The sequence below is a fragment of the Bradyrhizobium sp. SZCCHNRI20481 genome (assembly GCF_032485055.1).
In the GTDB taxonomy this organism is placed as follows: domain Bacteria; phylum Pseudomonadota; class Alphaproteobacteria; order Rhizobiales; family Xanthobacteraceae; genus Bradyrhizobium.
In genome coordinates, this window is the sequence record NZ_JAUEUE010000011.1 from 101522 (window position 1) to 126113 (window position 24592).

General features: G+C 60.0%; 23 protein-coding genes and 2 pseudogenes. 9 read left to right on the forward strand and 16 right to left on the reverse strand.

Features of this window, described 5'->3' with window-relative positions:
- Nucleotides 1-243: 243 nt before the first annotated feature.
- Both QX132_RS19095 and QX132_RS19100 read left to right on the forward strand, forming a co-directional pair.
- Complete coding sequence (locus tag QX132_RS19095) at nucleotides 244-744, forward strand: DNA starvation/stationary phase protection protein (RefSeq protein ID WP_315744961.1); 501 nt, start codon at nucleotides 244-246, stop codon at nucleotides 742-744.
- Nucleotides 745-1444: 700 nt separating this feature from the next.
- Nucleotides 1445-1738 (forward strand): hypothetical protein, encoded by a 294-nt coding sequence (locus QX132_RS19100; protein WP_315750780.1) that lies wholly within the window; start codon nucleotides 1445-1447, stop codon nucleotides 1736-1738.
- On the opposite strand, the gene QX132_RS19105 is transcribed toward QX132_RS19100, so the two are convergent.
- The 7 genes from QX132_RS19105 to QX132_RS19135 all read right to left on the reverse strand — a co-directional run bounded on the left by QX132_RS19105 (nucleotide 1722) and on the right by QX132_RS19135 (nucleotide 10033).
- The gene (locus tag QX132_RS19105; RefSeq protein WP_315764423.1) at nucleotides 1722-1880 is read right to left on the reverse strand and encodes a hypothetical protein; all 159 of its coding nucleotides are present in this window, start codon (nucleotides 1878-1880) and stop codon (nucleotides 1722-1724) included. The genes QX132_RS19100 and QX132_RS19105 overlap by 17 nt on opposite strands.
- A gap of 135 nt (nucleotides 1881-2015) precedes the next feature.
- Nucleotides 2016-2423, reverse strand: coding sequence for a hypothetical protein (locus QX132_RS19110; RefSeq protein WP_315750775.1), 408 nt, complete (start codon nucleotides 2421-2423; stop codon nucleotides 2016-2018).
- Nucleotides 2424-2623: 200 nt separating this feature from the next.
- Complete coding sequence (locus QX132_RS19115) at nucleotides 2624-3979, reverse strand: threonine/serine exporter ThrE family protein (protein WP_315750773.1); 1356 nt, start codon at nucleotides 3977-3979, stop codon at nucleotides 2624-2626.
- Nucleotides 3942-5366 carry a class II fumarate hydratase gene (fumC, locus tag QX132_RS19120; RefSeq protein WP_315750771.1) on the reverse strand — a complete coding sequence of 475 codons (1425 nt, stop codon included), beginning with the start codon at nucleotides 5364-5366 and terminating at the stop codon, nucleotides 3942-3944. Before fumC ends, QX132_RS19115 begins: the two co-directional genes overlap by 38 nt.
- A gap of 68 nt (nucleotides 5367-5434) precedes the next feature.
- On the reverse strand, nucleotides 5435-6091 hold the full coding sequence (locus tag QX132_RS19125) for an NAD(P)H-binding protein (RefSeq protein ID WP_315750769.1): 657 nt from the start codon (nucleotides 6089-6091) through the stop codon (nucleotides 5435-5437).
- A 17-nt stretch (nucleotides 6092-6108) separates the two neighbouring features.
- Nucleotides 6109-7542 (reverse strand): NAD-dependent succinate-semialdehyde dehydrogenase, encoded by a 1434-nt coding sequence (locus QX132_RS19130; protein WP_315750767.1) that lies wholly within the window; start codon nucleotides 7540-7542, stop codon nucleotides 6109-6111.
- A gap of 961 nt (nucleotides 7543-8503) precedes the next feature.
- Nucleotides 8504-10033, reverse strand: a complete 1530-nt coding sequence (locus QX132_RS19135; RefSeq protein ID WP_315750765.1) for an ATP-binding protein — start codon at nucleotides 10031-10033, stop codon at nucleotides 8504-8506.
- A 213-nt stretch (nucleotides 10034-10246) separates the two neighbouring features.
- On the opposite strand from QX132_RS19135, the gene QX132_RS19140 reads away from it, so the two are divergent.
- The 4 genes from QX132_RS19140 to QX132_RS19155 all read left to right on the forward strand — a co-directional run bounded on the left by QX132_RS19140 (nucleotide 10247) and on the right by QX132_RS19155 (nucleotide 12009).
- Nucleotides 10247-10873 carry a response regulator transcription factor gene (locus tag QX132_RS19140; protein ID WP_315744975.1) on the forward strand — a complete coding sequence of 209 codons (627 nt, stop codon included), beginning with the start codon at nucleotides 10247-10249 and terminating at the stop codon, nucleotides 10871-10873.
- Between the two features lie 40 nt (nucleotides 10874-10913).
- Nucleotides 10914-11267, forward strand: a complete 354-nt coding sequence (locus QX132_RS19145; RefSeq protein WP_315744976.1) for a response regulator transcription factor — start codon at nucleotides 10914-10916, stop codon at nucleotides 11265-11267.
- Between the two features lie 66 nt (nucleotides 11268-11333).
- Nucleotides 11334-11795 carry an aldo/keto reductase gene (locus QX132_RS19150; RefSeq protein ID WP_315750763.1) on the forward strand — a complete coding sequence of 154 codons (462 nt, stop codon included), beginning with the start codon at nucleotides 11334-11336 and terminating at the stop codon, nucleotides 11793-11795.
- A 10-nt stretch (nucleotides 11796-11805) separates the two neighbouring features.
- Nucleotides 11806-12009 (forward strand): hypothetical protein, encoded by a 204-nt coding sequence (locus QX132_RS19155; protein WP_315769862.1) that lies wholly within the window; start codon nucleotides 11806-11808, stop codon nucleotides 12007-12009.
- A gap of 699 nt (nucleotides 12010-12708) precedes the next feature.
- Here QX132_RS19155 and QX132_RS19160 read toward each other — a convergent pair.
- The 4 genes from QX132_RS19160 to istA all read right to left on the reverse strand — a co-directional run bounded on the left by QX132_RS19160 (nucleotide 12709) and on the right by istA (nucleotide 17155).
- Nucleotides 12709-13467 (reverse strand): alpha/beta hydrolase, encoded by a 759-nt coding sequence (locus QX132_RS19160; protein WP_315744980.1) that lies wholly within the window; start codon nucleotides 13465-13467, stop codon nucleotides 12709-12711.
- Between the two features lie 69 nt (nucleotides 13468-13536).
- On the reverse strand, nucleotides 13537-14340 hold the full coding sequence (locus tag QX132_RS19165; protein ID WP_315750880.1) for an FUSC family protein: 804 nt from the start codon (nucleotides 14338-14340) through the stop codon (nucleotides 13537-13539).
- A 449-nt stretch (nucleotides 14341-14789) separates the two neighbouring features.
- Nucleotides 14790-15656: an IS21-like element helper ATPase IstB gene (gene istB, locus QX132_RS19170; RefSeq protein ID WP_316162385.1), complete on the reverse strand. Its 867-nt coding sequence runs from the start codon at nucleotides 15654-15656 to the stop codon at nucleotides 14790-14792.
- Nucleotides 15656-17155 carry an IS21 family transposase gene (gene istA, locus QX132_RS19175; protein ID WP_409977817.1) on the reverse strand — a complete coding sequence of 500 codons (1500 nt, stop codon included), beginning with the start codon at nucleotides 17153-17155 and terminating at the stop codon, nucleotides 15656-15658. The genes istB and istA overlap by 1 nt, the downstream gene beginning before the upstream one ends.
- Before the next feature lie 145 nt (nucleotides 17156-17300).
- On the opposite strand from istA, the gene QX132_RS19180 reads away from it, so the two are divergent.
- Nucleotides 17301-17747, forward strand: a complete 447-nt coding sequence (locus tag QX132_RS19180; protein WP_315764428.1) for a hypothetical protein — start codon at nucleotides 17301-17303, stop codon at nucleotides 17745-17747.
- A gap of 327 nt (nucleotides 17748-18074) precedes the next feature.
- On the opposite strand, the gene QX132_RS19185 is transcribed toward QX132_RS19180, so the two are convergent.
- The 3 genes from QX132_RS19185 to QX132_RS19195 all read right to left on the reverse strand — a co-directional run bounded on the left by QX132_RS19185 (nucleotide 18075) and on the right by QX132_RS19195 (nucleotide 20794).
- Nucleotides 18075-18239: a hypothetical protein gene (locus QX132_RS19185; protein WP_315744986.1), complete on the reverse strand. Its 165-nt coding sequence runs from the start codon at nucleotides 18237-18239 to the stop codon at nucleotides 18075-18077.
- Between the two features lie 334 nt (nucleotides 18240-18573).
- The gene (locus QX132_RS19190; protein WP_315744988.1) at nucleotides 18574-19326 is read right to left on the reverse strand and encodes an alpha/beta hydrolase; all 753 of its coding nucleotides are present in this window, start codon (nucleotides 19324-19326) and stop codon (nucleotides 18574-18576) included.
- Nucleotides 19327-19780: 454 nt separating this feature from the next.
- Complete coding sequence (locus tag QX132_RS19195; RefSeq protein ID WP_315773850.1) at nucleotides 19781-20794, reverse strand: alpha/beta fold hydrolase; 1014 nt, start codon at nucleotides 20792-20794, stop codon at nucleotides 19781-19783.
- A 359-nt stretch (nucleotides 20795-21153) separates the two neighbouring features.
- Between QX132_RS19195 and QX132_RS33060 the strand changes: the two are divergent.
- Nucleotides 21154-21327, forward strand: a pseudogene (locus tag QX132_RS33060) (ferritin-like domain-containing protein); the annotation flags it as partial.
- A gap of 539 nt (nucleotides 21328-21866) precedes the next feature.
- Here the strand turns inward: QX132_RS33060 and QX132_RS19200 are convergent.
- Nucleotides 21867-22535, reverse strand: coding sequence for a type 1 glutamine amidotransferase domain-containing protein (locus QX132_RS19200; RefSeq protein WP_315750757.1), 669 nt, complete (start codon nucleotides 22533-22535; stop codon nucleotides 21867-21869).
- A 370-nt stretch (nucleotides 22536-22905) separates the two neighbouring features.
- Nucleotides 22906-23363, reverse strand: a pseudogene (locus QX132_RS19205) (transposase); the annotation flags it as partial.
- A 65-nt stretch (nucleotides 23364-23428) separates the two neighbouring features.
- Between QX132_RS19205 and QX132_RS19210 the strand changes: the two are divergent.
- A complete protein-coding gene (locus QX132_RS19210) occupies nucleotides 23429-24028 on the forward strand; it encodes a cytochrome-c peroxidase (protein WP_316162389.1) in 600 nt (199 codons plus the stop codon).
- Nucleotides 24029-24592 lie beyond the last annotated feature (564 nt).

Genomic DNA, 24592 nt, shown 5'->3' on the forward strand with positions numbered 1-24592 from the left:
TAATTGATGCTGAGGATTTGTGGTTCTACCCTCGCCATCAGTTCAGAAATCTTGACGACTTTGGCTTTCAGAAAGTCCGGCCCCCCAAGCGCGCGTCCTTTCAAAGCCAAATGCCCTGCGGATGGCGGCGCGCCATGCGTAGGTCGGGGCGCAAGCCGCCCGAGCTCCTCCCCCTGGGGCGCCCCGATCGTCATTTTTCTCACATTCCGTCGCGGCTCGCCGCGTGAACGTTTGGAGACGACAATGATTCCAGCCCGGATACCAACATCCGATTCCGCATCAGCCCTGGCACTGCGAAACACTACCTCAGCCGCCGACGCGCTCAACACAATCCTGGCGGACATGCTCGCGCTCTACTTCAAAACCAAGAATTTTCATTGGCACATGGCCGGCCCGCACTTTCGCGACTATCATCTGTTGCTTGACGAGCAGGCGACGGAAATCTTCTCGGTCGTCGACGACATCGCCGAGCGGCTTCGCAAGACGGGAAATACCACCCTGCGGTCGATTGGAGACATCGCTCGCCGGCAGACGATCAAGGACAATGACGCCGAATTCGTACCGGCAGCCGACATGCTCGCCGAACTCCGCGAAGACAATTTCGCGCTGGTTCGTGCGTTTCGGGAGGCGAAAGTGCTCGTCGATGAAGCCAGGGACAACGGTACTTCGGGACTGCTGGACGGCTGGACTGACCAGGCAGAGCGGCGAGCTTGGTTTCTCTTCGAAGCCTCAAGAACTGCCTGATGCTGGCAGCAATCGGGGTGTAGATTGATTAGGCACCCCCCGAAGAGCACGCGCCGTTATTGCGCGGCTTTGATGGTCAAATCCGCAGGTTGATTTGTGCCGCCACACGACATCTCCGTACAAACGGATATTCGTAGTCAATCTCGGAGAACCCAAACGAAAAGCCGCCTGAAGGCGGCTTGATTTGGTCCCGCGGCACGCCGACCGACACGTCTCGGTCTAGAGCGACGACGACGCTTTGGCGATGAACTCGGCAACGACATCGGGTCGAGAGAGCATCGGCACATGCGAGATTCCAGCACCAGCGTCTGGGCGCCCCTTCGCTTTGCGGAATCGCGCTCAACACCGGAAGGAATAGTCTGATCCTGCGCGGCTACGATGTACCAGTTGGTTTAGAGCGCCATGTCGCAGCCGTGATCTTGTCGCCGAAACACTTGACTGCAAGCGGGCCCTGGGCCGCCTACACGATATCGGCTTCATCCGACGGGATGTCCTGCACAAAGTGCTTGCGGACCCCCCTCGAGGGTCAATGCGACGTATCCCTCGCCATATGGCTTGATTTCGGTCGCCGCGGGCGCCGGCGTGTAGTCCTTCCAGTCGGCGAACGACTGACCGCTGTCCGGCGCTCCGGCCGAGATATAAACAAGACCCTTCACCTGAGGATGGTTGCCGGCCTCTGTAATGACAGCGCCCCCCAAGAGTGACCGACGAGGAGAACCGGACCTTCCTGCATCCCAATGACCCGGTGGGTAGCCGTAACATCATCCGCCAGCGAGCCGAGCGGATTTTGAACGGCGATCGCTTTCAAACCACGCTTCGTGAGCAGCGGAATGACTTTTGTCCAACAAGAACCGTCCGCGAAAGCGCCATACACAAGAACGATGGTCTTTATGGCCACGATGACTACTTTCTGTTGAGGCTGTTTCAAGACATGCCGACCAGTGTGGCGGTCGGCAACATCGCTTGCGGCAGCGCTGCTACTCCGCCGCCTTGATGATCAGCTCGGAGACCTCTTTCGGGAATGCCAGCATCGCGACATGGCGCGAGGGCATCTCGATCGCGGTAGCATTAGCGGCTTTCACCTGGTCCTTCTCCATTTGCGGCGGGATGATGGCGTCCTTGGTCGCAACGGCCATGAAGGTCGGCTTCTCCCGCCATGCTGCCTCGCTGATCGTCGCGCCGAGCGCTCTGATGTGGAATGGTCCCTGCGTCGCGGCTACGACGGACTGCTCCTTGGGCGGAAGGTCGGCCGCGAAATATTTCCTGATGCCTTACTCGCTGATCGTGAGATATCCGTCCGGCTCCTTGACGAAGGTTTTCAGGCTCTCGGGATCCGGATATTTCGAAGTCGCGCTCTTCACTGACTCGCCCTTGTCCGGCGCGTAGGCCGCCAGATAGACCAGTGATTTGACCTTGTCGTCGTTTTCCGCCTCGGTGATGACGGCACCGGCCCAAGAATGGCCGACGAGCACGACGAGGACTTCCGCGTTCCGAATCGCCCGTTTGGTCGCAGCGACGTCGTTGTCCAGAGAGTCGAGCGGATTCTGAGCTGCGACTACCTTGAGCCCCGCCTTTTGAGATGGGGGATAACTTTCTCCCAGCTCGACCCGTCGGCGAACGCACCGTGGAGAAGGACTGCGGTCTTGGCCTTGAGCGCGGCAGCCGAGACCGGCTGCCAAATCGCAGTCATTCCGCTCAGGAGAGCCAAGCCCAAAGCAATTTTGTAGGGTTTCATAGCTGCGTTTCCTTTTCTTTGCTGGACATGTCTGCCGCGACAGAACTGATCATGGCGATCTATCGATCTAACCGAGGTCGTGAGGGCAATAGAGGCGCTGGAGCCGAGTAAAACCAGGATATATATGTAAATGCGCCCAACCGGTCAGCGGCGCCCAATGCGCGGTGGCGAGCCCGCGCGCAGCACTCCGCTCGCTCCGGCATGCTTCTCACAGGCGTCGACGATAAGTTTCGGCACGATCAGACCGAAACTCAATGCGAGGGTGATCATCGCGGCGTTGGCGCCGTCGACCAGGATCGCCGCAATAAGATCCTGCGTCACCTGAGCTTGGGTGGTGACCTGCAGCAGCCCCGCTGCCATCCTGAACAGATAGACTCCAGGAATCATCGACACGACGGCGGCGAATCCGATGGCGGCAAATGGCATGTTGTCGCGTCGTGCGACCGGCGTCAGCGTCAGACCGACGACCAAGGCCGCAACCAACGCGCCGGTCGCGGCGCCGGCTCCGAACTGCGTGATCGCGACCCATCGCGACGCGTGGGCGACCATGCCGACCCCGACCGGCCACGGCAGCATGCGGAACGGCGCTGAGAAGAACACGCAGTAGGCTGCGACTGCCACGCCGGCTGCGACGACGTCTCTCCACAACGACGCGATGCGACCAGGCGGTTCGATCGGCAACGAAGCGCCGAAGCAGGCCAGCCCGAGCAACAATCCCGCCGAGATCGCCGCAACGACCAGGATCGCATAAAGCAGGCGCGACGCGCCGAGCGACAACCGCCCGCGAGCCAAGTCGATCATTCCGTTCAGGAAATGCGGACCCGGCACCAGCACCATGCAGGGGCAGACCGCGACGAGGCGCAGCGACGAACTCACCTGATAGCGGATCGCCAATCCACCGATCAGACCGGCCAGCAGCGCCGCGCAAAACGGTTGCAGAAATAGATTTTCGCTCAAACGCGCCAAGCCTCGCCGCAGCAAGGCGCCGAGGCAACCGCCGACGAAGATCAAGCCCGCGGCGGCAACATGTTGGACGCCGAAGATGACGGCTAGCGCCAAGCTGCCGGCCCCGGCGGCGAGCATGAAGAGCCACGTCGGCGAGGGACGCAATCGCGCGATCGCATCTATTGTAGTGGCGGCGGTATGGGGCCCTAGACGTCCCGCCTCCACGTCGCAGATGGCACGGATGACGGAGGCCACCCGGTCCATCTCGACGCTCGTAGGGTTCGCCGAGGCTTGGTACAGGAATGTGCGGGTATCCTCGACTGCGGAGAGAGTTAGCTCGCCCCACCGAGGGATGAGGGTCGCGCTCAAACCGAGCGCACGCGCAAGCCGCGACGCCGCAGCAATGGTCTGTTCCGTAGACTGACCGCTTACGTAGAGCACCTCTGCGAACGCGAGCACCAGCCTCGCCCGCCGCTCGCAGGTCAGCGGCACGTACTCGGTGCTCTCTTCCGTAGGTTCACCCTGCGGCGGATCGTCCCGGAGCCGGCGCGACATAGGGTTTCACCATCTTTGCGGGATCGACGACACGATCAAACTCCGCTTCGTCGACGAAGCCGAGTTTCAGCGTAGCCTCCTTGAGCGTAAGATCGTTGTCCATGGCGAAATGGGCGATCCTGGATGCCTTGTCATAGCCTACGACAGGCGAGAGCGCGGTCACCAACATCAGCGAGCGCTCGACGAACTCCTTGATCCTCTTCAGGTTCGGCTTGGTGCCCTCGACCAGAAACCTGCGGAAATTGGTGCAGCCGTCGGTCATGATCGTGATCGAGTGCGTGATGTTGTGGATCATCAGAGGCTTGTACACGTTCATCTCGAGGTAACCGCCACCGCCGCCGAAGCCTACGGCGACGTCGTTGCCCATTACCTGAACGGCGATCATGGCGAGCGCCTCGCACTGTGTCGGATTGACCTTGCCCGGCATGATCGAAGAGCCGGGTTCATTCTCGGGGATTTTGAGCTCGGCGAAGCCGGCTCGAGGACCGCACGACATCAGGCGGATATCGTTGGCGATCTTGTAAAGCGACACCGCGAGCGTCCGCATCGTTCCGGAGAGCTGCACCAGCGCATCGTGCGCCCCCTGAACGGCGAACTTGTTCGGGGCGGTGACGAAGGGCAGGCCCGTGAACCTAGCGATCTCCGCTGCCGCTGCCTCGGCAAAGCCCGGCGCCGAGTTGATGCCGGTGCCCACCGCGGTCCCGCCGAGGGCGAGACGGTAGACGCCTTTTAGCGCGTCCTCAAGCCGTTCCAGATCGTCCGACAGCATCCCGGCGTAACCTGACCATTCCTGGCCCAACGTCAGCGGCGTCGCGTCCTGCATGTGGGTGCGGCCGATCTTGACGATGTCATCCCATTCCGCTGCCTTGGTTGCAATCGCGTCGCGCAATTGCGCAACCGCCGGAGCGAGCCGCTGCTTCACGTTGACGGCCGCTGCGATGCACATCGCTGAAGGAAAGGAATCGTTCGACGACTGCGCCATGTTGACGTGGTCGTTGGGGTGAACCGGAGCGTGGCTTCCGAGCGGCGTACCGGTGAGCTGACAGCAGCGGTTCGAGACCACCTCGTTGACGTTCATGTTGAACTGCGTACCGCTGCCGGTCATCCAAACGTGTAGCGGAAACATGTCGTGATATCGCCCGGCCAAGATTTCATCGCAACTCTGCACGATCAGTTCATGGGGTCTGTCGTCCAGCCGTCCGCCGGCATGATTGGCGACCGCCGCGGCCCTTTTCAGGGTCGCGTAAGCGGTGATCATTTCGCGCGGGATCAGATCGTGTCCGATGCTGAAATGTTCGAGCGAGCGTTGGGTCTGCGCGCCCCAGAGCTTGTCCGACGCAACCTTGACATGGCCAAGGCTGTCGCTTTCGATACGGTAGTCGGTCATATCATTCTCTTTTTTGATATAAATCGTTGCGACCCTTGATCGCAAGGGACGCAAAGCGCCGATCTCACTCAGCTGGCGGCCTGCACGGCGACGGCGGTTTCGATGGGCGTCGCCCCCGCCGTCAACTCCAGGATCTTGCGCCGCAAGGCCGGCGTATGTATCGCTTGCGCCATGGTTGCCGCTACGTGGTCACGACTGATGTTGGTGTGGAACTCGGCGGGCCCCAGGCCGACAGCGCCGACGCCGGGCTCATTGTTGAGCGAGGACGGCCGTATGATGACCCAGTCCAGCTCGATTCGCGACAATTCCACGTCGGCACGATTCTTGTCCGCGATGTAGTGCTCGAAGCTTTCGGCCCATCCTTCCCGGCGACCGGCTTCGGGAAACACCGAGACCAGGACGAAGCGCTCGACTCCAGCCCGCCTGGCGGCGGCGATCGATTTGGTCACGCCGTCGCCGTCGACCGTATCGATCATGGCCTCGCTGTCGGCATCGCCCGCGCCGGCCGAGAACACGATGACGTCACTCCCGGAAAAATGGTGCGCCAGCTTCGTCTGATCCATTCGGACGAGATCGCCATGCGTGCCGGCAACCCTGATCGAGCGCAGCTGTTCACCTTGGTCGACCCGGCGATACAGGCCGTCGACCTCATCGCCGCGCCGTTTGAGCAGGCTCGCCAGTCTGAATCCGGTCTCTCCGGAAATGCCGACAATGAAGATTCTCACGCGTGTCCCCGTCTGGCCTACAGCTTCTCGACGAACACCGTCTTGATGTTGCAGAACTCCCGAATGCCGAACTCCGACACTTCCCTGCCGTAGCCGCTGTTCTTCACGCCGCCGAACGGCAGCCTGGGGTCGGACCGAACGTTCTGATTGACGAAGGCCGCTCCCGCGTCCAACTCCTCGGCCGCGATGCGCTCGCCCCGGGCCGTGTCGGCGGTTATGATCGCGGATCCCAATCCGAACTCGCTCGCATTCACGATACGAATCGCATCTCGCTCGCCCTTTGCGGATATGACCGCGGCGACTGGGCCGAACAGCTCCTCATCATGGGCCGCCTGGCCCGGCAAAACGTTCGTCAGGATCGTTGCCGGGAACCACGCGCCGGCGCGCTTCGGGACGTCGCCGCCCAACAGCACTTGGGCGCCGTTTTTGACGCTTTGCCGGACCTGGCTTGCGATCTGGTCCCGCGAATGCACGCTTTCCATCGGTCCAAGAAGGGTATTGGGATCGTTGGGATCTCCCATCTCGAAGCGTTTCATCTCCTCGACCAGGGCGCGCTCAAAAGCCTGCTTGACGCTCTCGACCACAACAAAGCGCTTGGCCGCAATACAGCTCTGGCCCCCATTCACCATGCGACCGCGCGCACAGATCCTGGCGGCGGCGACCGGATCGGCATCGTCGAGCACGATATAACCGTCCGAGCCGCCGAGTTCATAGACGCCTTTCTTCATGACGCCGCCCGCGATCGCTGCAACCGACTTCCCTGCAGCAACACTGCCGGTCAACGTTACTGCGGCGATGTGCGGATCTTCGATCAGCGGCCGCAAGTCCTTCGAAGACAGCAGCACGGTCCGGAACAAGTCAGCGGGAAATCCTGCTAGCTTGAATATCTCCTCCAGCGCCAAGGCGCAGCCCGGCACGTTGGAGGCGTGCTTCAAGACACCACCGTTGCCGGCCATCAGATGCGGCGCGGCGAACCGGATAACCTGCCAGAACGGAAAATTCCACGGCATCACCGCAAGGATGACGCCAAGCGGATTGAAAGTCGCGAACGCTTTAGGCGGCGCGCCCGGGCCGGCATAGCCAGCGCTCATATCGAGAGGCTTCGGTTTGAGGAACCCTTCCGCGGACTCGGCGAAATAGGCGCAGCAGGACGCACATTTCTCGAGCTCGGCAAGGCCGTCGGTGACCGGTTTGCCCATCTCCTCCGTCATCAGCTTGGCATAGCGCGTGCGATTGTCGCGAATGACCTCCGCGGCCATTTTCATCAAGGGAGCGCGCTCCTTGAAGCTCGCTCGGCGCCATGCGACTTGTGCGCGATGAGCATCGGTCGCAATCGACAACGCCTGGTCCCCGGTATGCCCCGGATAGGCAGCTCCCTTCTCGCCAGTCGCTGGATTGACCGTTTGGAAGAGATTGGGTGCAGCTACTGCGATCGCTCTCTCTTCCGCCATATGTCGCGCTCCCGCTTTCTGTGGCTCTTCGCGTTCACATTGCCAGCGACTCTTCAGCGAGCAAGTAAAGAGAGGTAAAATCAACTTTCACGGCGTCCGTCGCATCCGGGCGGTGGCGTTGGGCCGGTGCGGGAGGCGCGTCCGGAGACGCCGTTCTTCGGTCTGAGCTCACGCAGCGGCTCCGCCTTCGGCCGGGGCCGCCGCGCCCGGAGGCCAGGGGCGTCCGGCCGTCTCAGTGAAACCCGCCAGGCGATCCGTTACCGGGGATCGAGATCAGGGTCGTGGCGCCGCCCTCTCCGAGCACGCCACCAAGCATTTTGAGCTCACCGGGCACCCCATCATCGAAGGCTACGACCCGCCGGAAGGCTGGGGCTGGTGTTATCGCGACGAGGTATTCATAGACCTCGACGGGCCGACGCCGCAGTTCGGTCCGATACCGCGGTTCGTACCCTGACGATCTGAAACAAATGCCACACGAAGCCAGGCGCAGCGCGCGCCCTCAAACGCGAGTTTGGGCCTGACCGGATACTTCCACCTGACCGACTCTCGGTTCCAAGGCCCCTATTGTCGGAGGAAATGGGCCTAGCAATGGAATGCCGGCCAGTCGCGAAGAATCAGGCGAGGACGCTGTCACCCTTCTCCCCGCGGAGCCTAGAGTAGTGGCGCTGCGCGCCTCGCCCAGCGCGATGGTCTCCTCGACCCGGGCGTCCGCCTCCGCAGGCAGTGCTACCCAATCGGCCCGCAGCGTCTCGGACGTTCCTCGGGTCTGACTCAGCTTGAACATCGGGCCGCGGCGCGGATCCGGGACGCAAAACCCACCCAGCGGGGCCAGGCAGCCGGCTTCGAGCTCAGATCGTGACCTGTCTCCAACCTCCACGATGCTAAGTCGCCGCAGCCCAACGAAAGTCGCGAAGCCGCACCGCACATGCAGGTCTGCCGCGTTTGACCAGCGGCCTGAACGTTACAGCGAATGTGCGACGTTCGCCGCGTAGGCTCTCGTCGTCTCAAGCAGGCGGAACATTGGCGCATCACCTGCCCTTTCCACCGCGAGAAACGATTTGTCCAGAAGGCTGTAAAATACCTCCGCGGGGAGCTGGCCTGCGCTCCCGCCACAGCTTGCAATGGCACGTTCGGCCGTAAAAGAGCCGCGAAGAGCCGCGAGGTGCACCAGCATCCGCTGCTCTTGGTCCGACAACAGGCCATAACTCCAATCGAAGGCTGCGGCGAGGGTACGATGCCTGGGCAGAGCGGTCCGGCGCCCCTTTGTCAGAATGGAGAAGCGATTGTCGAGGCGGGAAGCAATTTCGCGGAGTCCTAGTTCCGCAACCCGGGCCGCGGCGAGCTCGAGCGCGAGAGGTATGCCGTCCAGCCTCCGACAAATTTCAGCTATTTTCGGTAGATCCCTCCGGCACGGTTGAAATCTTGTCGTCGACCTAACACGCTCGATGAACAAGGACACCGCCGAGTAGTTGTTCAGGTGTCTCTCGTCGATCTCCTGTCCCTCCCCCGGAAACATCAACGAGGGCAGGCTGTGGATCCATTCTCCCGCGGCACGCAGCGTCTCTCGGCTGGTTACAAGCAACCTCAGGCCAGGGCATCGACCCAGCAGTGTCTCAGCCAGCACGGCGATGTCCTCCACGATATGCTCGCAAGTGTCGAGCACCAAAAGGGCATCATCGGATCCAACGCGTGCGCAGAGCCCGTCCATGAAATCTCGTTCCGTCATTAGATGCAACGCTTCAGCGATGACCCGAATTGCTGCTGAGCCGTCGTTGACGTTCGACAAATCGATAAACCGGACCAAGCCCCGAAAATTCTCCGCGTACCGCTTGACCGTCGCGATCGCAACTGTCGTCTTGCCGATCCCGCCAGGACCGGTGATTGTGACCAGGCGGCTTTCCTCCAATGCATCTTCGATGATCCTGATCGCATCATCCCGCCCCACGATTTTGCCGGCCAGGATGGGCAGCGTTGGACTTGGTTGGGCCCTTGAGCCGGTCGATCCTTCCCCACCCGGATGATGGCGCACGGGCAGGACGAAGCAATAACCCCGGTTCGGTACCGTATTGATGGCGCAGTTCGCCTCCTCCCATTGGGACAGGATCTTTCTGAGGATGTTAATCTGCACGCGCACATTTGCTTCCTCGACCGTCACATTGGGCCAGACTAGGCGCATCAGGTCAGCGAAGCCCACCACGTTGCCGGCTCGGGCTACCAGCAAACAAAGCAAGTCGAGCGCCCGCCCTCCAATTGCGATGCGGTCTGCCCCACGCACGAGAGCCCGCCGTTTCGGAAGCAGTCGAAAGCCCGCGAATTCGTAGCACTCCTCCGCGATCAGTTCGGGATCAAAAATGGGAGCTCCATCAGCAGAAAGCGGATCGAAACCGATGAACTGCCTAGCTGCCGTCGCCGGCCCAAGATTAAGTCCCTCCTGTTTGATGTGAACGACCCCGGCTTGGTCCGAGGCAAGCACCCTGAGAGGCGTGTTCATCGAAGTTTCTCCTTGCTTCTTCGAGCAGAGCGTCAGAACACTAGGCGTACGCCTGCAGTGTGATGGCCAGTCTGTCGAAGGCCAACATCGCAAGGGTCTCTCCGACCCACACCTTGGTATATGCCTCTTGCTGTCGTTCCAGCACCTTAGTTTAATGCGAGCCGGCGCAACTTATGATATCGAGTGTAACCCGTTGATGTGTGGCCCGCGCAAATGGCTCAAGCGAACGAAACACCTACCGTACACGTCATCGATGACGATGACTCGGTGCGCCTGATGCTCGATAGCTTGCTGCGGTCGGTTTGGTTCAATGTCCGTAGCTACGGCACCACGCAGGAGTTCCTGAAGGAGAGCCCACCGGAAGGACCCGGCTGCATCGTTCTGGACATTCGCCTTCCAGGAATCAACGGCCTGGATTTCCAAGAGCAGCTCCAAGAAATCGGGGTGAGATTGCCCGTGGTGTTGATGACCGGACACGGCGATATCCCGATGAGCGTCAGAGGAATGAAGGCCGGTGCCGTCGACTTCCTGCCGAAGCCATTCCGAGACCAAGACATGATCGATGCGGTCACGATGGCGATCAATCGCGATCTTGTGCGGCGCTCGACCGAAGACTTTGCGATGGCCGCCGCCGAACGGTTCGCGGCGCTCTCCTTGCGCGAGCGCGAAGTGATGATGCTGGTGACGTCCGGCAAGCTGAACAAGCAGGTCGCCGGCGACCTCGGCCTCAGCGAGATCACGGTCAAGATGCATCGCGGTGCAGTGATGCGCAAAATGCAAGCCCATTCCCTTGCGGAACTAGTTCGCATGGCAGATGCCCTCAAGGATAAGACGCGCTGAGGTCGACTAGGACCATCCAACTTCGCAGGCGGCGACAGAAATGATCTCCATTGTTGATGATGACCTCGCAGTACGGGAGATGCTGGTCTCTCTAACCCGATCCCTTGGATACGACGCTTTCGCCTTCGCATCTGCCGAAGATTTTCTCGCATCAGTTGATTTCGAACGCTTCACTTGCGCGATCACTGATATTCATATGCCTGGAATGAGCGGCTTCGAGTTGCAGGAATGCCTTCAAAAGCTCGAACGCTCTCTTCCTCTCATCATGATAACGGCACGCACCGAACCAGACCTCGAGAAGAAAGCGCTTTCCGGAGGCGCGATCGGCTTTCTCCGAAAACCCATCGACGTCGAAAAGTTGCTCGGCTTCATCGAACGCGCGCTGAGTGCCTGAATCCTCTGCATACTACTGCTCGGACGTCCTCGCAGCGATTACGTTCTCAGCTCAAAGGTTGGCCGGTTGATACTCGACGAGGTCGAAGATCCGAGTGGCCGTGACCATGGCGAGAAGGGCAAGATCTTCAAACATGGTCGGCCCAACAAGATCGTCCCCGACTATTCGGCCGATGGCACCATGAAATCGATCGAGGACAGCCTCAAACGCATGAAGATCGACCATATCGACTTCGTGTGGGTGCACGACATCGCCCAGGACTTCTATGGTGATCGCTGGCTCGCATTATTTGAAACCGCTCGAACGGCGGCTTTCCGCGCTTTGTCGAAACTGCGCGACGAGGGTGTGATTAAGAGCTGGGGCCTCGGCGTCAATAAGGTCGAGCCTGTGAAACTTCTGCTTGCTCTTAGCGAAGCGGATCCGGACGCCACCTTGCTCGCAGACCGGTATACGCTGCTCGATCACGAGATTGCCCTCCATCGGGGGCCCCTACAGCTCCGGCGTACTCACAGGCCGGCGTCAGTCTGAATACGGGGCTGTGCCACCAGCAATTGCCGTCAAGGTCGAGCAGATCTCCGCACTCTGCGCAGAATATGACATACCGATCAAGGCAGCGGCGCTGCACTTCTCGCTGGCGCACCCGGCTTCAGCCGCCGGCATTCCCGGGGCCAGCAAACCGGGACGCATCCTCGAAGATCATGCAGCCCTCAGGACCCAAAATTTCCGCCGAATTTTGGCTTGAGCTGGGAAAGCGAGAGCTTGTGGCCGCCGACTCGCCGCTGCCGATCGACAAAAAGTGCGTATTATGCCGGCGTCTCACACCGGATAAATTCACGCCCCACGAGATTCTACGCACCGTTACGCCGATTAAGTTGAGCTCCGTCTGGTGTGGTTCTACCCTCGCTACAAGTTCGGAATGCCTGACGACTTTGGCTTTCAAAAGGTCTGGCCGATAAGCCCACGTCTTTCCAATGCTAAATGCCATACGGATAGCGGCGCGCCATGCGTAGGTCGGGGCGCAAGCCGCCGGAGCTCCTCCCTCGGACCGCCCCGATCGTCACTTTTCTTCACATTCCGCCGCGGCTCGCCGCATGAATGTCAGGAGACGAAAATAATTCCAGCCCGCATACCAACATCCGATTCCGCATCGACGGCGCCGCCCTAGCCTTGACCGACCCGGAGAACCAGACCTTTTTGTATCCCAATCACCCGGTGGGCAGCCGTAACATCGTCCACCAGCTAGCGGAACAGTTTTGAACGGCGATTGCTTTCAATCTACGTTTCGTGAGCTGCGGAATGACCTTTGCCCAGAAAGAACAGTCGGCAAAAGCTCCATGCATAAGAACGATCGTCTTTATGGCCATAATGACTCCTTCCTGTTGACCGTTGTTTCAGGACATGCCGACCAATGTGGCGGTCGGCAATATCGCCTGCGGCAGCGCTACTCCGCCGCCTTGATGATCAGCTCGGAGACTTCTTTCGGGAAGGCCAGCATCGCGACGTGGCTCGAGGGCACCTCGACTGCCGTGGCCTTGGCCGCCTTCACCTGGTCGCGCTCCATTTGCGGCGGAATGATCGCATCCCTCGTTGCGACGACCATGAAGGTCGGCTTCTCCCGCCAGGCAGCCTGGCTCATCGGAGCGGTGAGTGTCCTGATGTGGAAGGGTCCCTGCGTCGCCGCTACGACAGCCTGTTCCTTGGGCGGAAGGTCGGCCGCGAAATACTTCCTGATGCCTTCATCGCTGATCTTGAGATAACCGTCCGGATCCTTGACGAAGGCCTTGAGGCTCTCGGGATCCGGATATTTCGAGGTGGCGCTTTTCACCGATTCACCCTTATCGGGCGCGTATGCCGCCACATACACGAGCGATTTGACCTTTTCGTCATTTCCCGCTTCAGTTATGACGGCACCACCCCAGGAATGGGCGACGAGGACGACAGGACCTTCGGCATTCCGGATGGCCCGCTTGGTCGCGGCGACGTCGTTGTCTAGCGAGTCCAGCGGGTTCTGGACTGCAATGACCTTAAGCCCGGCCTTCTCGAGATAAGGAATGACTTTCTCCCAGCTCGACCCGTCCGCGAACGCACCATGCACAAGGACGGCGGTCTTGGCTTTTGGTTCGGCAGCCAAGACTTGTTGGCTGATCGCGACCATAGCTGTTAGGAGGCTCAGGCTCAAAACGCCTTTATACGACTTCATTGCTGCATTCCTTCATTTGGTGGGAGGTCTTGGTTTTGTCGATACGAGATCATCGATAACTTTGCTCGGTCACGTAGCTATAAACTTGCGGCCGCGCACCGCTGTGCACACGTCATAGCGAGAGTGGATGCGGTATACGAGATCGATCGTCGGGAGCATCGCTTGCAGTTCGTCTTGCGTTGAAACGTTCGCTCTGACGGTCATATCTTCCAGTCCGGCCGCGGTTATGCGACCAGTAGAAGCGTCTGGTCGCGATAAAGCGAGTTTAAAGATGTAAAAGCGCTGGGCGTGGATAAATCGTGCCGACCGCACTAAGCGCTGATCGCGTGGGTGGCTTGCTTCGGGATAACCGTCACAGGTGTCGACGATGAGTATCGGCACTTCCTTTTCCGGTAGGAGCGTGCGCACCACGCGCTTCTTGCGATCGGCAGGGCGCCCATCCGGTCGGCGTCTGTCATGCGCCGGCCTGCCTCTCTTTCGAATGGGACGCGTCGTCGGAAGCCGGGACGATGTCAGCTTGGGCCACGGCCCTTTCGCCAGCGTGCCGACCCTGATCCCAACCACGGTGTCGAGCAGACGGAGCGATGGCTGCGCCAGCGCATGCTTCGGATCGATGGCAGCGACGACCAGCACAACCGTCGTCGTGATCCCGATCGTCACCATATCCTCGTGCCGTCCCAGCACCATCATCACAATGGCGCCTAGGCCGATCACGAGGCCTATGCCCGCCGCATTGACAGGAGACAGGGCAATGTAGATGAAGCATAGAACGAAGCTCACGAAAGTCGCGGCCAACCGCGAAATTCCGGATGAAAGGCTCCCCTGGCGCGTCTCGCGGAGGACGAACAGTGTTGCGACAGCGGCCCACTCCACCAAGGAGGGTATCGCTCCGATCGATAAAGCCGCCGAGCAATTCAGTCGTCAGTAGGTAGGCGCCAGCGCAGGCTGCCGCCATAACGGACGCGTGAATCAAGTCCCGAGCCGTGAGTTGGTTCATGACAACCCAGATCCGATGTTCACACAGCGCCGCCTCCCTCAATCGCCAAGAAGTCCGTCATGGCACTCTTTGGCGTGGAAACAGGTGGCGGCAAATCGATCAAGTTCACGCCTCGGCGGCGTGACGTTCAGCTGCGCTGTTGTTCGGCTCTTCATTGTAGGTGCTCTATGCGGGGCTCGATCAGGCCAATCGGCTCGATTGGCTCGGGTCCGCATCGTGGTCAAGCTGTTTGCTAGGGGCGCCGCCCTGTTCATCGCTTTCCTTGCTAAGGAACGGACCTACGGTCCAGAATATGGACCGGGCCTTCGAGGCTTATACCCAGGTGTCAACCGGCGTTCAAAATTGACCCCGGATCGGCGTCCAATTTTGACCCCCTCGGGCCACGAGTCCTGGCGGTAGCGCTCGCGGCGTCGGAGCTGGTCGGGGTTGCGGAGACGCCGCGAGCGCGGGTTGGGATGTGATCGTCGTCGCGGCTCTTGAAGCGCCAGCTGTCATTACCGGTTTCGATGATGTCGCAGTGGTGGGTCAGGCGGTCCAGCAACGCAGTCGTCATCTTGGCATCGGTGAAGACGGTCGGCCATTCGCCGAATGACAGGTTCGTGGTGACGATCACCGAGGTGCGCTCGTAGAGGCGGCTGATCAGGTGGAACAGCAGCTGGCCGCCGGACTGGGCGAATGGCAGATAGCCGAGCTCGTCGAGAACGACGAAGTTCATGCGGGTCAGGTGGTCGGCGAGCCGGCCCTGCCGGCCGCTGCGGGCCTCGGATTCCAGCCGGTTGACGAGGTCGACGACGTTGAAGAAGCGGCCGCGGGCACCGGCACGGATGCAGCTGCGGGCAATCGCGATGGCCAGATGCGTCTTTCCGGTCCCGGTGCCGCCGATCAGGACGGCGTTACGCTGCTGAGCAAGGAAGCTGCCACCGGCGAGATCGCGCACCAGAGCCGCGTTGATCGGCGTGCCCTCGAACTGGAAGTCGCCGAGATCCTTGGCCAGCGGCAGCTTGGCGATGGTGAGCTGGTACTTGATCGAGCGGGCCTGCTTCTCGCTGATCTCGGCGGTCAGCAGATCGCCGATGATGCGCTGGGGTTCATGCTGGCGCTTGACGGCGTTGGCCATGATCTCGTCGAAGGCAGCCTTCATGCCATGGAGCTCAAGCTCAGCCATGAGATCGAAGAGTTCGGATCGTTCCATCAGACGGTTCTCCTGAGGTTGTCGTAACGGGCGCAATCGGCGACCGGGGCGTGGCGAAGGGTCAGTGCGGCGGGCGTGAAGATGGTGGGAGGCGGTTCCGGATCGCGCCGGCGCGCGAGGATGTTGAGGATGACGTCGGCGGAGTGGACGCCCTCGGCGATCGCCTCGGTGCAGGCAGCCTCGACCGCCGGCAGGCCATCGGTCAGCACGGCGGTGAGGATATCGACCATCTGCCGGCCGCCATCGTCGACACCGGCGAGCCTGCGCCGCACGCGCTCCATCGCAGCCGGCAGCACCCAGTCCTTGAAGGGGGCACCGTTGCGCAGGGCTCCGGGCTTGCGGGCGAGCACCGGGACGTAGTGCCAGGGGTCGTAGAGCGTCTCGCCTCGGCCGAACGCGCGGCTGTGCTCAGCGACGATCCTGCCGTCCTGGCGGATGACGATACGGTCCGCATAGGCATGCACCTCGACCGGGCGGCCGACGGCGCTCGCCGCCACCGAGTACTTGTTGTTGTCGAAGCGGACCAGGCAGGTCTTCGAGACCGAGGCCGGCACCGCATGGAAGCCATCGAACTGTCCGGCATAGGGGACGAGCTTGGGGCGTTCGGCCTCGAACACCTCCCAGATCGTCTGCTCCGCCAACTCGGGATGGCGATGCGCCTTGGCGTAGGCGATACACTTGTCGAGCAGCCAGGCGTTCAGCTCCTCGTAACTCCTGAACCGCAGCCGGGGCGTGAAGAAGCGCTCGCGGACCAGGCCGACCTGGTTCTCGACCTGGCCCTTCTCCCAGCCGGAAGCGGGCGTGCAGGCGACCGGCTCGACCAGATGATGGCTGCACATCTGCAGGAAGCGGCGATTGTATTGCCGGTCCTTGCCGACGAACACCGTCTCGACCGCGGTCTTCATGTTGTCGTAGATGCCGCGACGGCAGGCGCCCTTGAACAAGGCGAACGCCCGGTCGTGAGCGTCGAACACCATCTCCTGCGACTCGCGCGGATAGGCGCGGACGAACAGCATCCGGCTGTGACAGAGCCGGACATGGGCGACCTTCACGGTCACCGTCACCCCGTTCAACAGGACGATCTCGTGGCTCCAGTCGAACTGGTAGGCCTCACCCGGCGCAAAGCTCAACGGCACATAGGCCGCCGCCGTGGCCTCACCGTGTTCCTTGGCCCAGCGCCTGGCGTAGCGCCGCACCGCATCATAGCTGCCGTCATAGCCTTGGCCGCGCAGCTCCTCGAAGATCCGGATCAGCGTCAGCTGTTCGCGTGACGTCTTCGCCGCGTTGGCCGACAACAATCGCTCGAGCTCGTTCGTCCATTGCCCAAGCTTCGGCCGGGGCTGCACCACCCGCTCGTACTCGAATGATGTCTCGCCCGACCGCAGCACCTTGCGGACGGTGTTCCGCAAGACCTTGAGGTCACGGGCAATCTCCTTGATCGTCTTGCCCTTGACGAAGTGCTCGCGCCTGATGCGCCCAATCGTCTCCACAACCAGCATCCCCCTGACCACCCGCTTCAACCCAAAGCGGGCAGCCTGCTACGGCCAACAATCGGGGGGTCAATTTTGGACGCCGATCCCCCAGCTTAGGGGGTCAAATTTGCACGCCGGATAACATACCCAGGTTCTCGGCGGCAACGAGGTCATGCGGGATGGCGATCTTCACGGCCTCCCGATCCATAACACGCTTATTACCGACCAGGACATCGTAGTGCGAGAGCTCAAGGTCGATCCACGTTCGATCGGCCTGCCCGACTTAACGGGCGGCACGCAGCGGCTGGACCTCCGCTTCGTTCAGTTCGACATTTTTGTGATCGAGCTCTTTCAGCATCGCAAAGCGGACCAGCCGATGGGACGCGGAAACAGCTGGGCGGAGCCACGCGACCATATGAGCCCCGCTTACCCACGACCCATGCATATCTGCTACTACATCCACGATGATGTGAATTTTTCAAATTTCATCAACGATCTCGAGGCCCTATGGGCCCGCGGCGGCATGACTCTGGTCAAAGCGAACCGCGTTGTTTCGGTGCAAACGGAAGATCAGCGCAAGGCCGCGCCCCCGAGCGCCGATGCCAACAAGATTGCTTGAGGCAAATCGAATGGCTGGTCGCCGATCTACTGCAAAGGGCCGGAAGGCGAGCAGCTTGAGTTCGTCCAGGCGCTCGCCCCCGTGAAGCAGACTTTCCAACAAGCTCTCGAACAGCTTCGGCGCCCCCGAAGCGCTGGCTGAGTGCCCGATTTCTTGGCGGGGATGTGGAGGGCTGACAATGCTGCATCCGATCAAGGTGCGTTCTTTTGGCTTGTTGTTGGCCGTCGGGATGACTTGCGCGCGAGCGAGTGGGCAAGACGGTCCCCGAGCTGAATATTCCAGCGTACCCGACAATGCCTTCTCGACCGACCATCTTGCTTCTCTTGGTCAGCTCACCGCGGGCGTCGCCCACCAAATCAAAATACGCTCAATTTCGTCAACAACTTTACGGCGTTGGCCGTTGAACTGACGGACGATTTTAATGATCTCTTGAAGCCGATCATCGTCGCAGAAGATAATCCGTTCGAAGGCCGACGAATTGATTGTTCTCAAGGACAATCTCGGGAACTGTCTAGCATGGTGGGCGAGCCGACTTCACCGTCAAAAGTACGCTGCTGCACCCGCGCGACCGCACAGGCGAGCGCCGCTCCGCTGACATCAATGCGCTGGTCGAGGAGAGCCTCAGCCTCGCCTATCACGGGGCGCGTCTCAGCGCATATTGCCTGGCTCCGCCCTGCATTGGGCAGCCATCTCGTCGAGCAACAACCAGAGTCCTTGCACCTTTTTGGGACGCGCGGTCAGGACTGCGGCGATCCTTTACGGCTATAATCATCGCGTGACCTCCACGAACCAGTGTACCCCGTTTCGAGTGAGTTGATCGCGTCGATCATCGATCGGCAGACTCGATGAACGCGGCGACCTCGCGCGGATGAGACAACATGACCGCGTGGCTGCTCTTGATCTCTTCCGTGCGCGCACCGCTTCGCTGGGCCATCTTCCTTTGTGAACTCGGCGTTATCATGCGGTCCTGAGACGGGATCAGGAAGGAGCTCGGCTTTGCCTTCCAGCCAACTTTCGTGATCTTGGCTTCGACGGCCTTCAGTCCCCATGGCACCTGCGCGACCGCCATGAATTTGGTGAGTGCCTCAGGGGAATCAGCGGCGAAGGAAGCCGGGAACTTCACGGGATCAACCAGCAGGTACCCGTCCTGCGGCGGCAGCAGGGGCGCCTTCGCCTCACCGGGCTCTGCTGGCCATTCATTCAGCGATGCGGCAGATTCGCCAGCATCCGGCGCAAACGCCGCGACGTAAGCCAGGCTCTTGACCTTCGGATTGGTGCCGGCCTGGGTGATCACCATGCCGCCATACGAGTGGCCAACCAGCGTGACAGGGTATTTGGCTGCTGCGATCACGGCTTCCGTGGCGGCGACATCACCCTCGAGCGTGATAGTCGGATTCTGGACCACCAGTACCTCGTATCCGACGTTGCTGAGGAGATCGTATACCGCTTGCCAGCCTGAGCCATCGACGAACGCGCCATGCACGAGTACGACGGATGTCGTTTTCTGTTGCTGGGCTACCGAGGAGGTCGATGTTAATGCGAGAGCGGAGAAGGCCAACAAAGATGCCCGATCGTTCATGGGATTCCTCTCGTGTTGTGAGGACGGCGTTTGGAATGTTGGATTGGATCGACGATCTGGCCGTCATAACGGAACGACGGTGCCATTGCGCACAGAGTTGATCAATTTTGCGAAAAGATAATCAGACCAGGATTCCCGCCGTTGATGAGCCTTCGCGCGCTGATACGCGTTCGTGGTATTAACGAAATACATGGCCGAGTCGGGCGCATCGTCGCTGGTGGGCTGGCGCCCAGTTGGAGTTGCAAACACGACCCTGAACACCCCTCAATGTCCACCGTGGCTGGTGGCACGACCAGTTCATTAAAGTAATGGCCGGTTGGACCGGTCCGACTCGTGCCTATGCGCACGTCGATCCGGGTCGCTGTCGACACCAGGATCTGTATTTTTCCCTTGGACATAACTCATTCTTCCTTGAGCTAAGTAGGCCATGGTCTGGTTCGTGCGAAAGCATGCGTCAGCGTCGTTCATTCATTCGGTCGAGAAAATCGTTGATCAGCGGCGCCATCACGTCGAGTTGGTCCTCGAGCGCGAAGTGACCGGTGTCGAGGAGGTGCAACTCGGCGTCGGGCAAGTCGCGCAGATAGGCGTGTGCGCCGACTTCAGCGAAGACCTTGTCGTTCTTCCCCCAGACAATTAGAGCGGGCGGCTTCCATTCGCGGAAAAAGGCCTGGAACGCAGCGTAAAGCGGGACGTTGGTCCGGTGGTCGTAGAACAGATCGAGCTGAATGTCTTTGTTGCCCGGACGATCCAGTAGCGCTTGGTCGTGGAGCCAGTTATCAGGACTGATGCGCGTCGGATCGCGGACACCATCGGTGTACAGGAATTTCGTCGCGGAGAGAGAGACGAGGGACGAAATCGCATTCCTCCGCTCCTCCGTCCCTTCCTTCCAATACGCCTTGATGGGGTCCCAGGCCTCCCGCAGTCCCTCTTCGTAGGCGTTGCCGTTCTGGATGATGAGGGCAGTCACACGCGCTGGATGCTTGATGGCGAGGCGATAGCCGACCGGTGCGCCATAATCCATGACGTACATGGCGTAGCGCTTCGCTCCGAGTTGGTTTAGCAACGCGTCGATCATCTCGGCATAGTTGGCAAACGAATAGGAAAATCGGCTGCGATCCGGCGAATCGCTTTGCCCGAAGCCCGGGTAATCCGGCGCGATGACACGGTATCGGTGGGCCAGATTCGGGATCAGGTTGCGGAACATGTGTGAGGATGTCGGAAAGCCGTGCAGAAGGAGCACGACGGGTCCATCTACTGGCCCGGCTTCGCGATAGAACACGTTCACGCCGCTGATCACGGCCGTGCGGTAATGAACCGTTGAAGCGTCCACGCTGCCGAAGGGCGTCGGCGAAATGCAGCGACGAACGGGCGTTTCGGCCGGTCCAAATGCCGATGTCGTGGACTGCCCAAACGCTGGATGCGCGCTTGCAATGGTCAATGCGATGACGGTCGCGCAAGAAAGTCGCATGGCGGCTCCTCCAGTAGGTACACGTCGGGTCTGTTGGCAATAATCGGGTGTAATCGACCTGAGATCCAGTAAAGGAATGTAAAGGGTGCTGAGCCATCATCGAGCACGCAGCAAGATCCTTTGGAGAGGGACGGTTTAGACAGTCGGCGGATCGATCCCGGACAGCGTACGAGGAGTTATCGTTCTCGAAAAGCCAACCCATCGGTTTGCGAACGACTTGATGTCGACAATTGCCTCCATCGAGATCGCGGCGCGAAGGATAACGAGCGAAGAGGTGCGCGTTACACTCGCTAGCGTGGCACAGCACGTTTCAACACGATCCTGACGGACATCTTTGCCGCCATTGCAAGACCAGGAACTATCATTGGTATATGACCGGGCCGCGCTTTCGCGGCTATCACCTATTGCTGGACGATCAGGCGTCGGAAATCTTCACGGTTACGGACGACATCGCCGAGCGGCTTTGCAAGACGGGCCACACCACCCTGCGGTCGCGGAATAGTCGCTCCTCGACAGACGATCAAGGATTATGATGCCGATTTCGTATCTCTCCTCAACATATTCGTCGAGCTCCGCGATGAGAGTTTTGCGCCAGTCCGCGCGCTCTGGGAGGCGAAAGTGATCGCTGATGAAGCCAACGGCACCTCCGGACTGCTCGGCCCGGCAGAGCAGCGGGCCTATTTTACTTTTTGAAGCCACAAGGTCGACATGATGCTCGCAGCAGTTCAGTCGCGGTGCTCTCTCAAGATGATATTCGTGGATCGGACGCGGAACACGTAACCAAGATGACGATTACCCAGTCATCTTCCGTCTACCGCCTCCGCCGTTATCGACATACGCTCGGCAAATACCGAAACCTCGGCCAAATAGGCTTGATAATGCTGCGAGGCTCGATAAGCTTCGCTCGCTGTGCCGTCTCGGTAAAACTCTCAAGGCCGTACGACTGCTATTTTAGCGTACGCAATCGCTCTTGCCCGGACAAGCGACTAAGATAGCAGTAATTTTGACGGCATGTCCTCGCTGGCCCGTGGGAAAGTGACTTTTGCCCAGCGTTGCTCGGCCGCCTAATCACTTATTTTCTAAGTGCAGCCAGAAGCTCCTCAGCAAGTAGCCCGGCCGACGCCGGATTCTGGCCAGTGATCAGACGTCCATCGACGACGACGTGAGGTTCCCAGTTTGCTACAGACGTATATTCGGCGCCCTCTGCACGCAGTGCATCTTCCAATTCGTAGGGAACGTCTTTGCGCGCGTAGTCGTACTCTTCCTTCTTCGAGAAAGAGGTGAGCTTTTTGCCTTTCACGAACGGCTTGCCATCGCCGAGGTCGACCCCGAGAAGCGCGCACGGACCGTGACAAACGGCAGTCACAAACTTTCCCGTACTCCAGGCGCGCACAACTGTATTTTGAACGACAGGGTTACGCTGGATATCGACCATTGGTCCAAGACCGCCTGGCACGAAGATGGCATCAAAATCTGCAGCATCCACGTCCGCAAGTTTGCGACTGCGGTTCAGGCGGCGAAAAGCCTTGCTTTCAAAGAAGACCTTCTCCGCGCGATCTTTCTCGTCGTAGGCATCATATGGTGTCCATCCGCCTCTCAAGGAAGCGAACTCGATGGCGATACCTGCCTTGTCAAGAACATCGAACGGATGCGCGACCTCGGCGAAAAAGAAGCCTGTTTTACGATTGTGCGGACCGATCACCGCTGCGTTGGTTACAACAAACAGAACATGGATAGTCATGACTTCCCTCTTTAGTGTGTGGACGCACCAAACCAACCTTGTCCTTCGCTAGCAATTCGCTATACCCAGCAGCGCGTAGCAGGTCGCCGAGCAAAGGAGGCTCTTGTTCATAGGCCGATACGAAAGACCTTTGCGTAGAGTGCAAGTGATGTCAGTCCGCTTCTGTAGGCGCTTTATCGATGAAGGCCGCAACTTCTCGCACGTACGCACTTTAGGCTGCCGGGTGGCGCAGACGAGTTAATTCAGGTAAAGATTTGCGGTCTTTGGAAGTACCGTAAGCCCTAGTGACGGCCGCCTTGCGTCGGCGGTGAGGCTTCGCGAAGCGATAGGACCAGTACCTCGACACAGAGGTTTTGACTCTTTCGTTTTTCGCCGGTTTGGCGGGTTTTTTGGGATAGGCACGGCCTAATTTGGTGCGCGCCTGTTCGGTGGTGAACATCCAATTGATTTGGGCGCGCGCGGTGTTTCGACGTCTCTCCCACGCCGGGGTCTCTTGGACGAGCTTGGCGTAGCTGTCGATGCGACGATCGAGACATTGCTGCTCGAGAGCGCCGATCTCGACCATGTTGAGCCAGCTGGCATGCTTCGGGGTGTGATGGAATTCCAGGCCTCGCAGCAAGCGACGCGCCTGGTCGGCCGGGAACGCCTGATAGAGCGCGCCGGCCGTATGGGTTGACAGATTGTCGAGCACGACGCGAATGCGACCGGCCCTGGGATAGTGCACGTCGACGAGTTCGCGTATGCACTGGCGAAGTCGGTGGCGGCGCGGCGCTCGGTGACCTTGACTTTGCGCCAGGGTCGGTTCACTTCCATGAACACGAACAGGTTGTAGTGATGAAGCGGGGGCAGAAGCCGTTCTTTGACAGCCGGCTTTTGGGCGGCGGGATCGTGCCTTGCGCCACAGTCACGATCCGGCACGCGCTTTCATTGATGGGCGGTCGAAGTCTGTTAGTATTTACGGCCGCGTCGGTCAACGCAACGCCCCGACGGCGCTCAACGCGTTCTATTACACGACCCAGCTCCGGGAAGGCCGTGTTCATACGCTGGAGCAGCAGGCTGCCCTCTCGATCACCAACCCGTTCGAACAGGGCTCATCCAGCGTCGCCGATGCTGCATCCAGGATCGCCGGCGACAAGGACTACCAAGCGCAATTCATGGACGGCTCTGGCCGCGAGGTAAACGAGAAGGAAATGCTGCGCGCGATAGCGAGCTACGGACGCGCGCTGATTTCCTTCGATTCACCGTTCGATAATTTCGTCGCTGGAGATGCGAACGCCATCAGTGACGCGGCCGAGCGCGGCTGGGATCTGATCAATACCAAGGCGCGCTGCAATCTCTGCTATGCACCGACGGAGAATGAGCGGGACGTCACGTTTCTCTCCGACAATAAGTTCCATCACATCGGGATTGGATTCTCCAGCATCACGTTGGCCCTCTGGCACAGCAGGCGAAGCGTGAACTGGTGCAGGGCCAGCAGTTGGATCTCGACATAGCGGCGATCGAGGGCGAGATGTCGATCTTGGGGCGTTTTCTCGTCACGAATAGGCAGAGAGAAATTGCCGTCTTTAAGACGCCCAACCTGCGGAACGTCCTTTTCACAGGCCTTACTTTCACGACGGGTCGATGCAAACATTGTGGGACGCCATGCATCACCATAACCATGGAGATGGCGTCACAAACCCATGGCTCAACCGGGATATCCAGCCTCTGGCGAGCTGATAAAGATCGAAAAGGTGGATGGAACCGTGATCGTCACCAGTGATCTTGTCGGCGACTTTCCCGGAAGCCCCATTGACTTGCGATATTTCCTTCGGCTACAGGCAGAAGGATCGCGGTCCTGGAAATGGCCTTGTGAAGTCCAGCCCCGACCGCCAGGCCAAACGTATTTTGCTCGGCAGATTGGCAGAATAATATCTCACGCGAAGACGAACTCGCCCTGGTGCTCCGCGCGAGCCGCGCATTTTAACAAGCGGAGATCAGCGTTTGGCGCAAGTCATGACTGCACATCGGGTTAGGATGCAAGCTCGTTGATGGACAACGTCACTAGATCGGCCCAG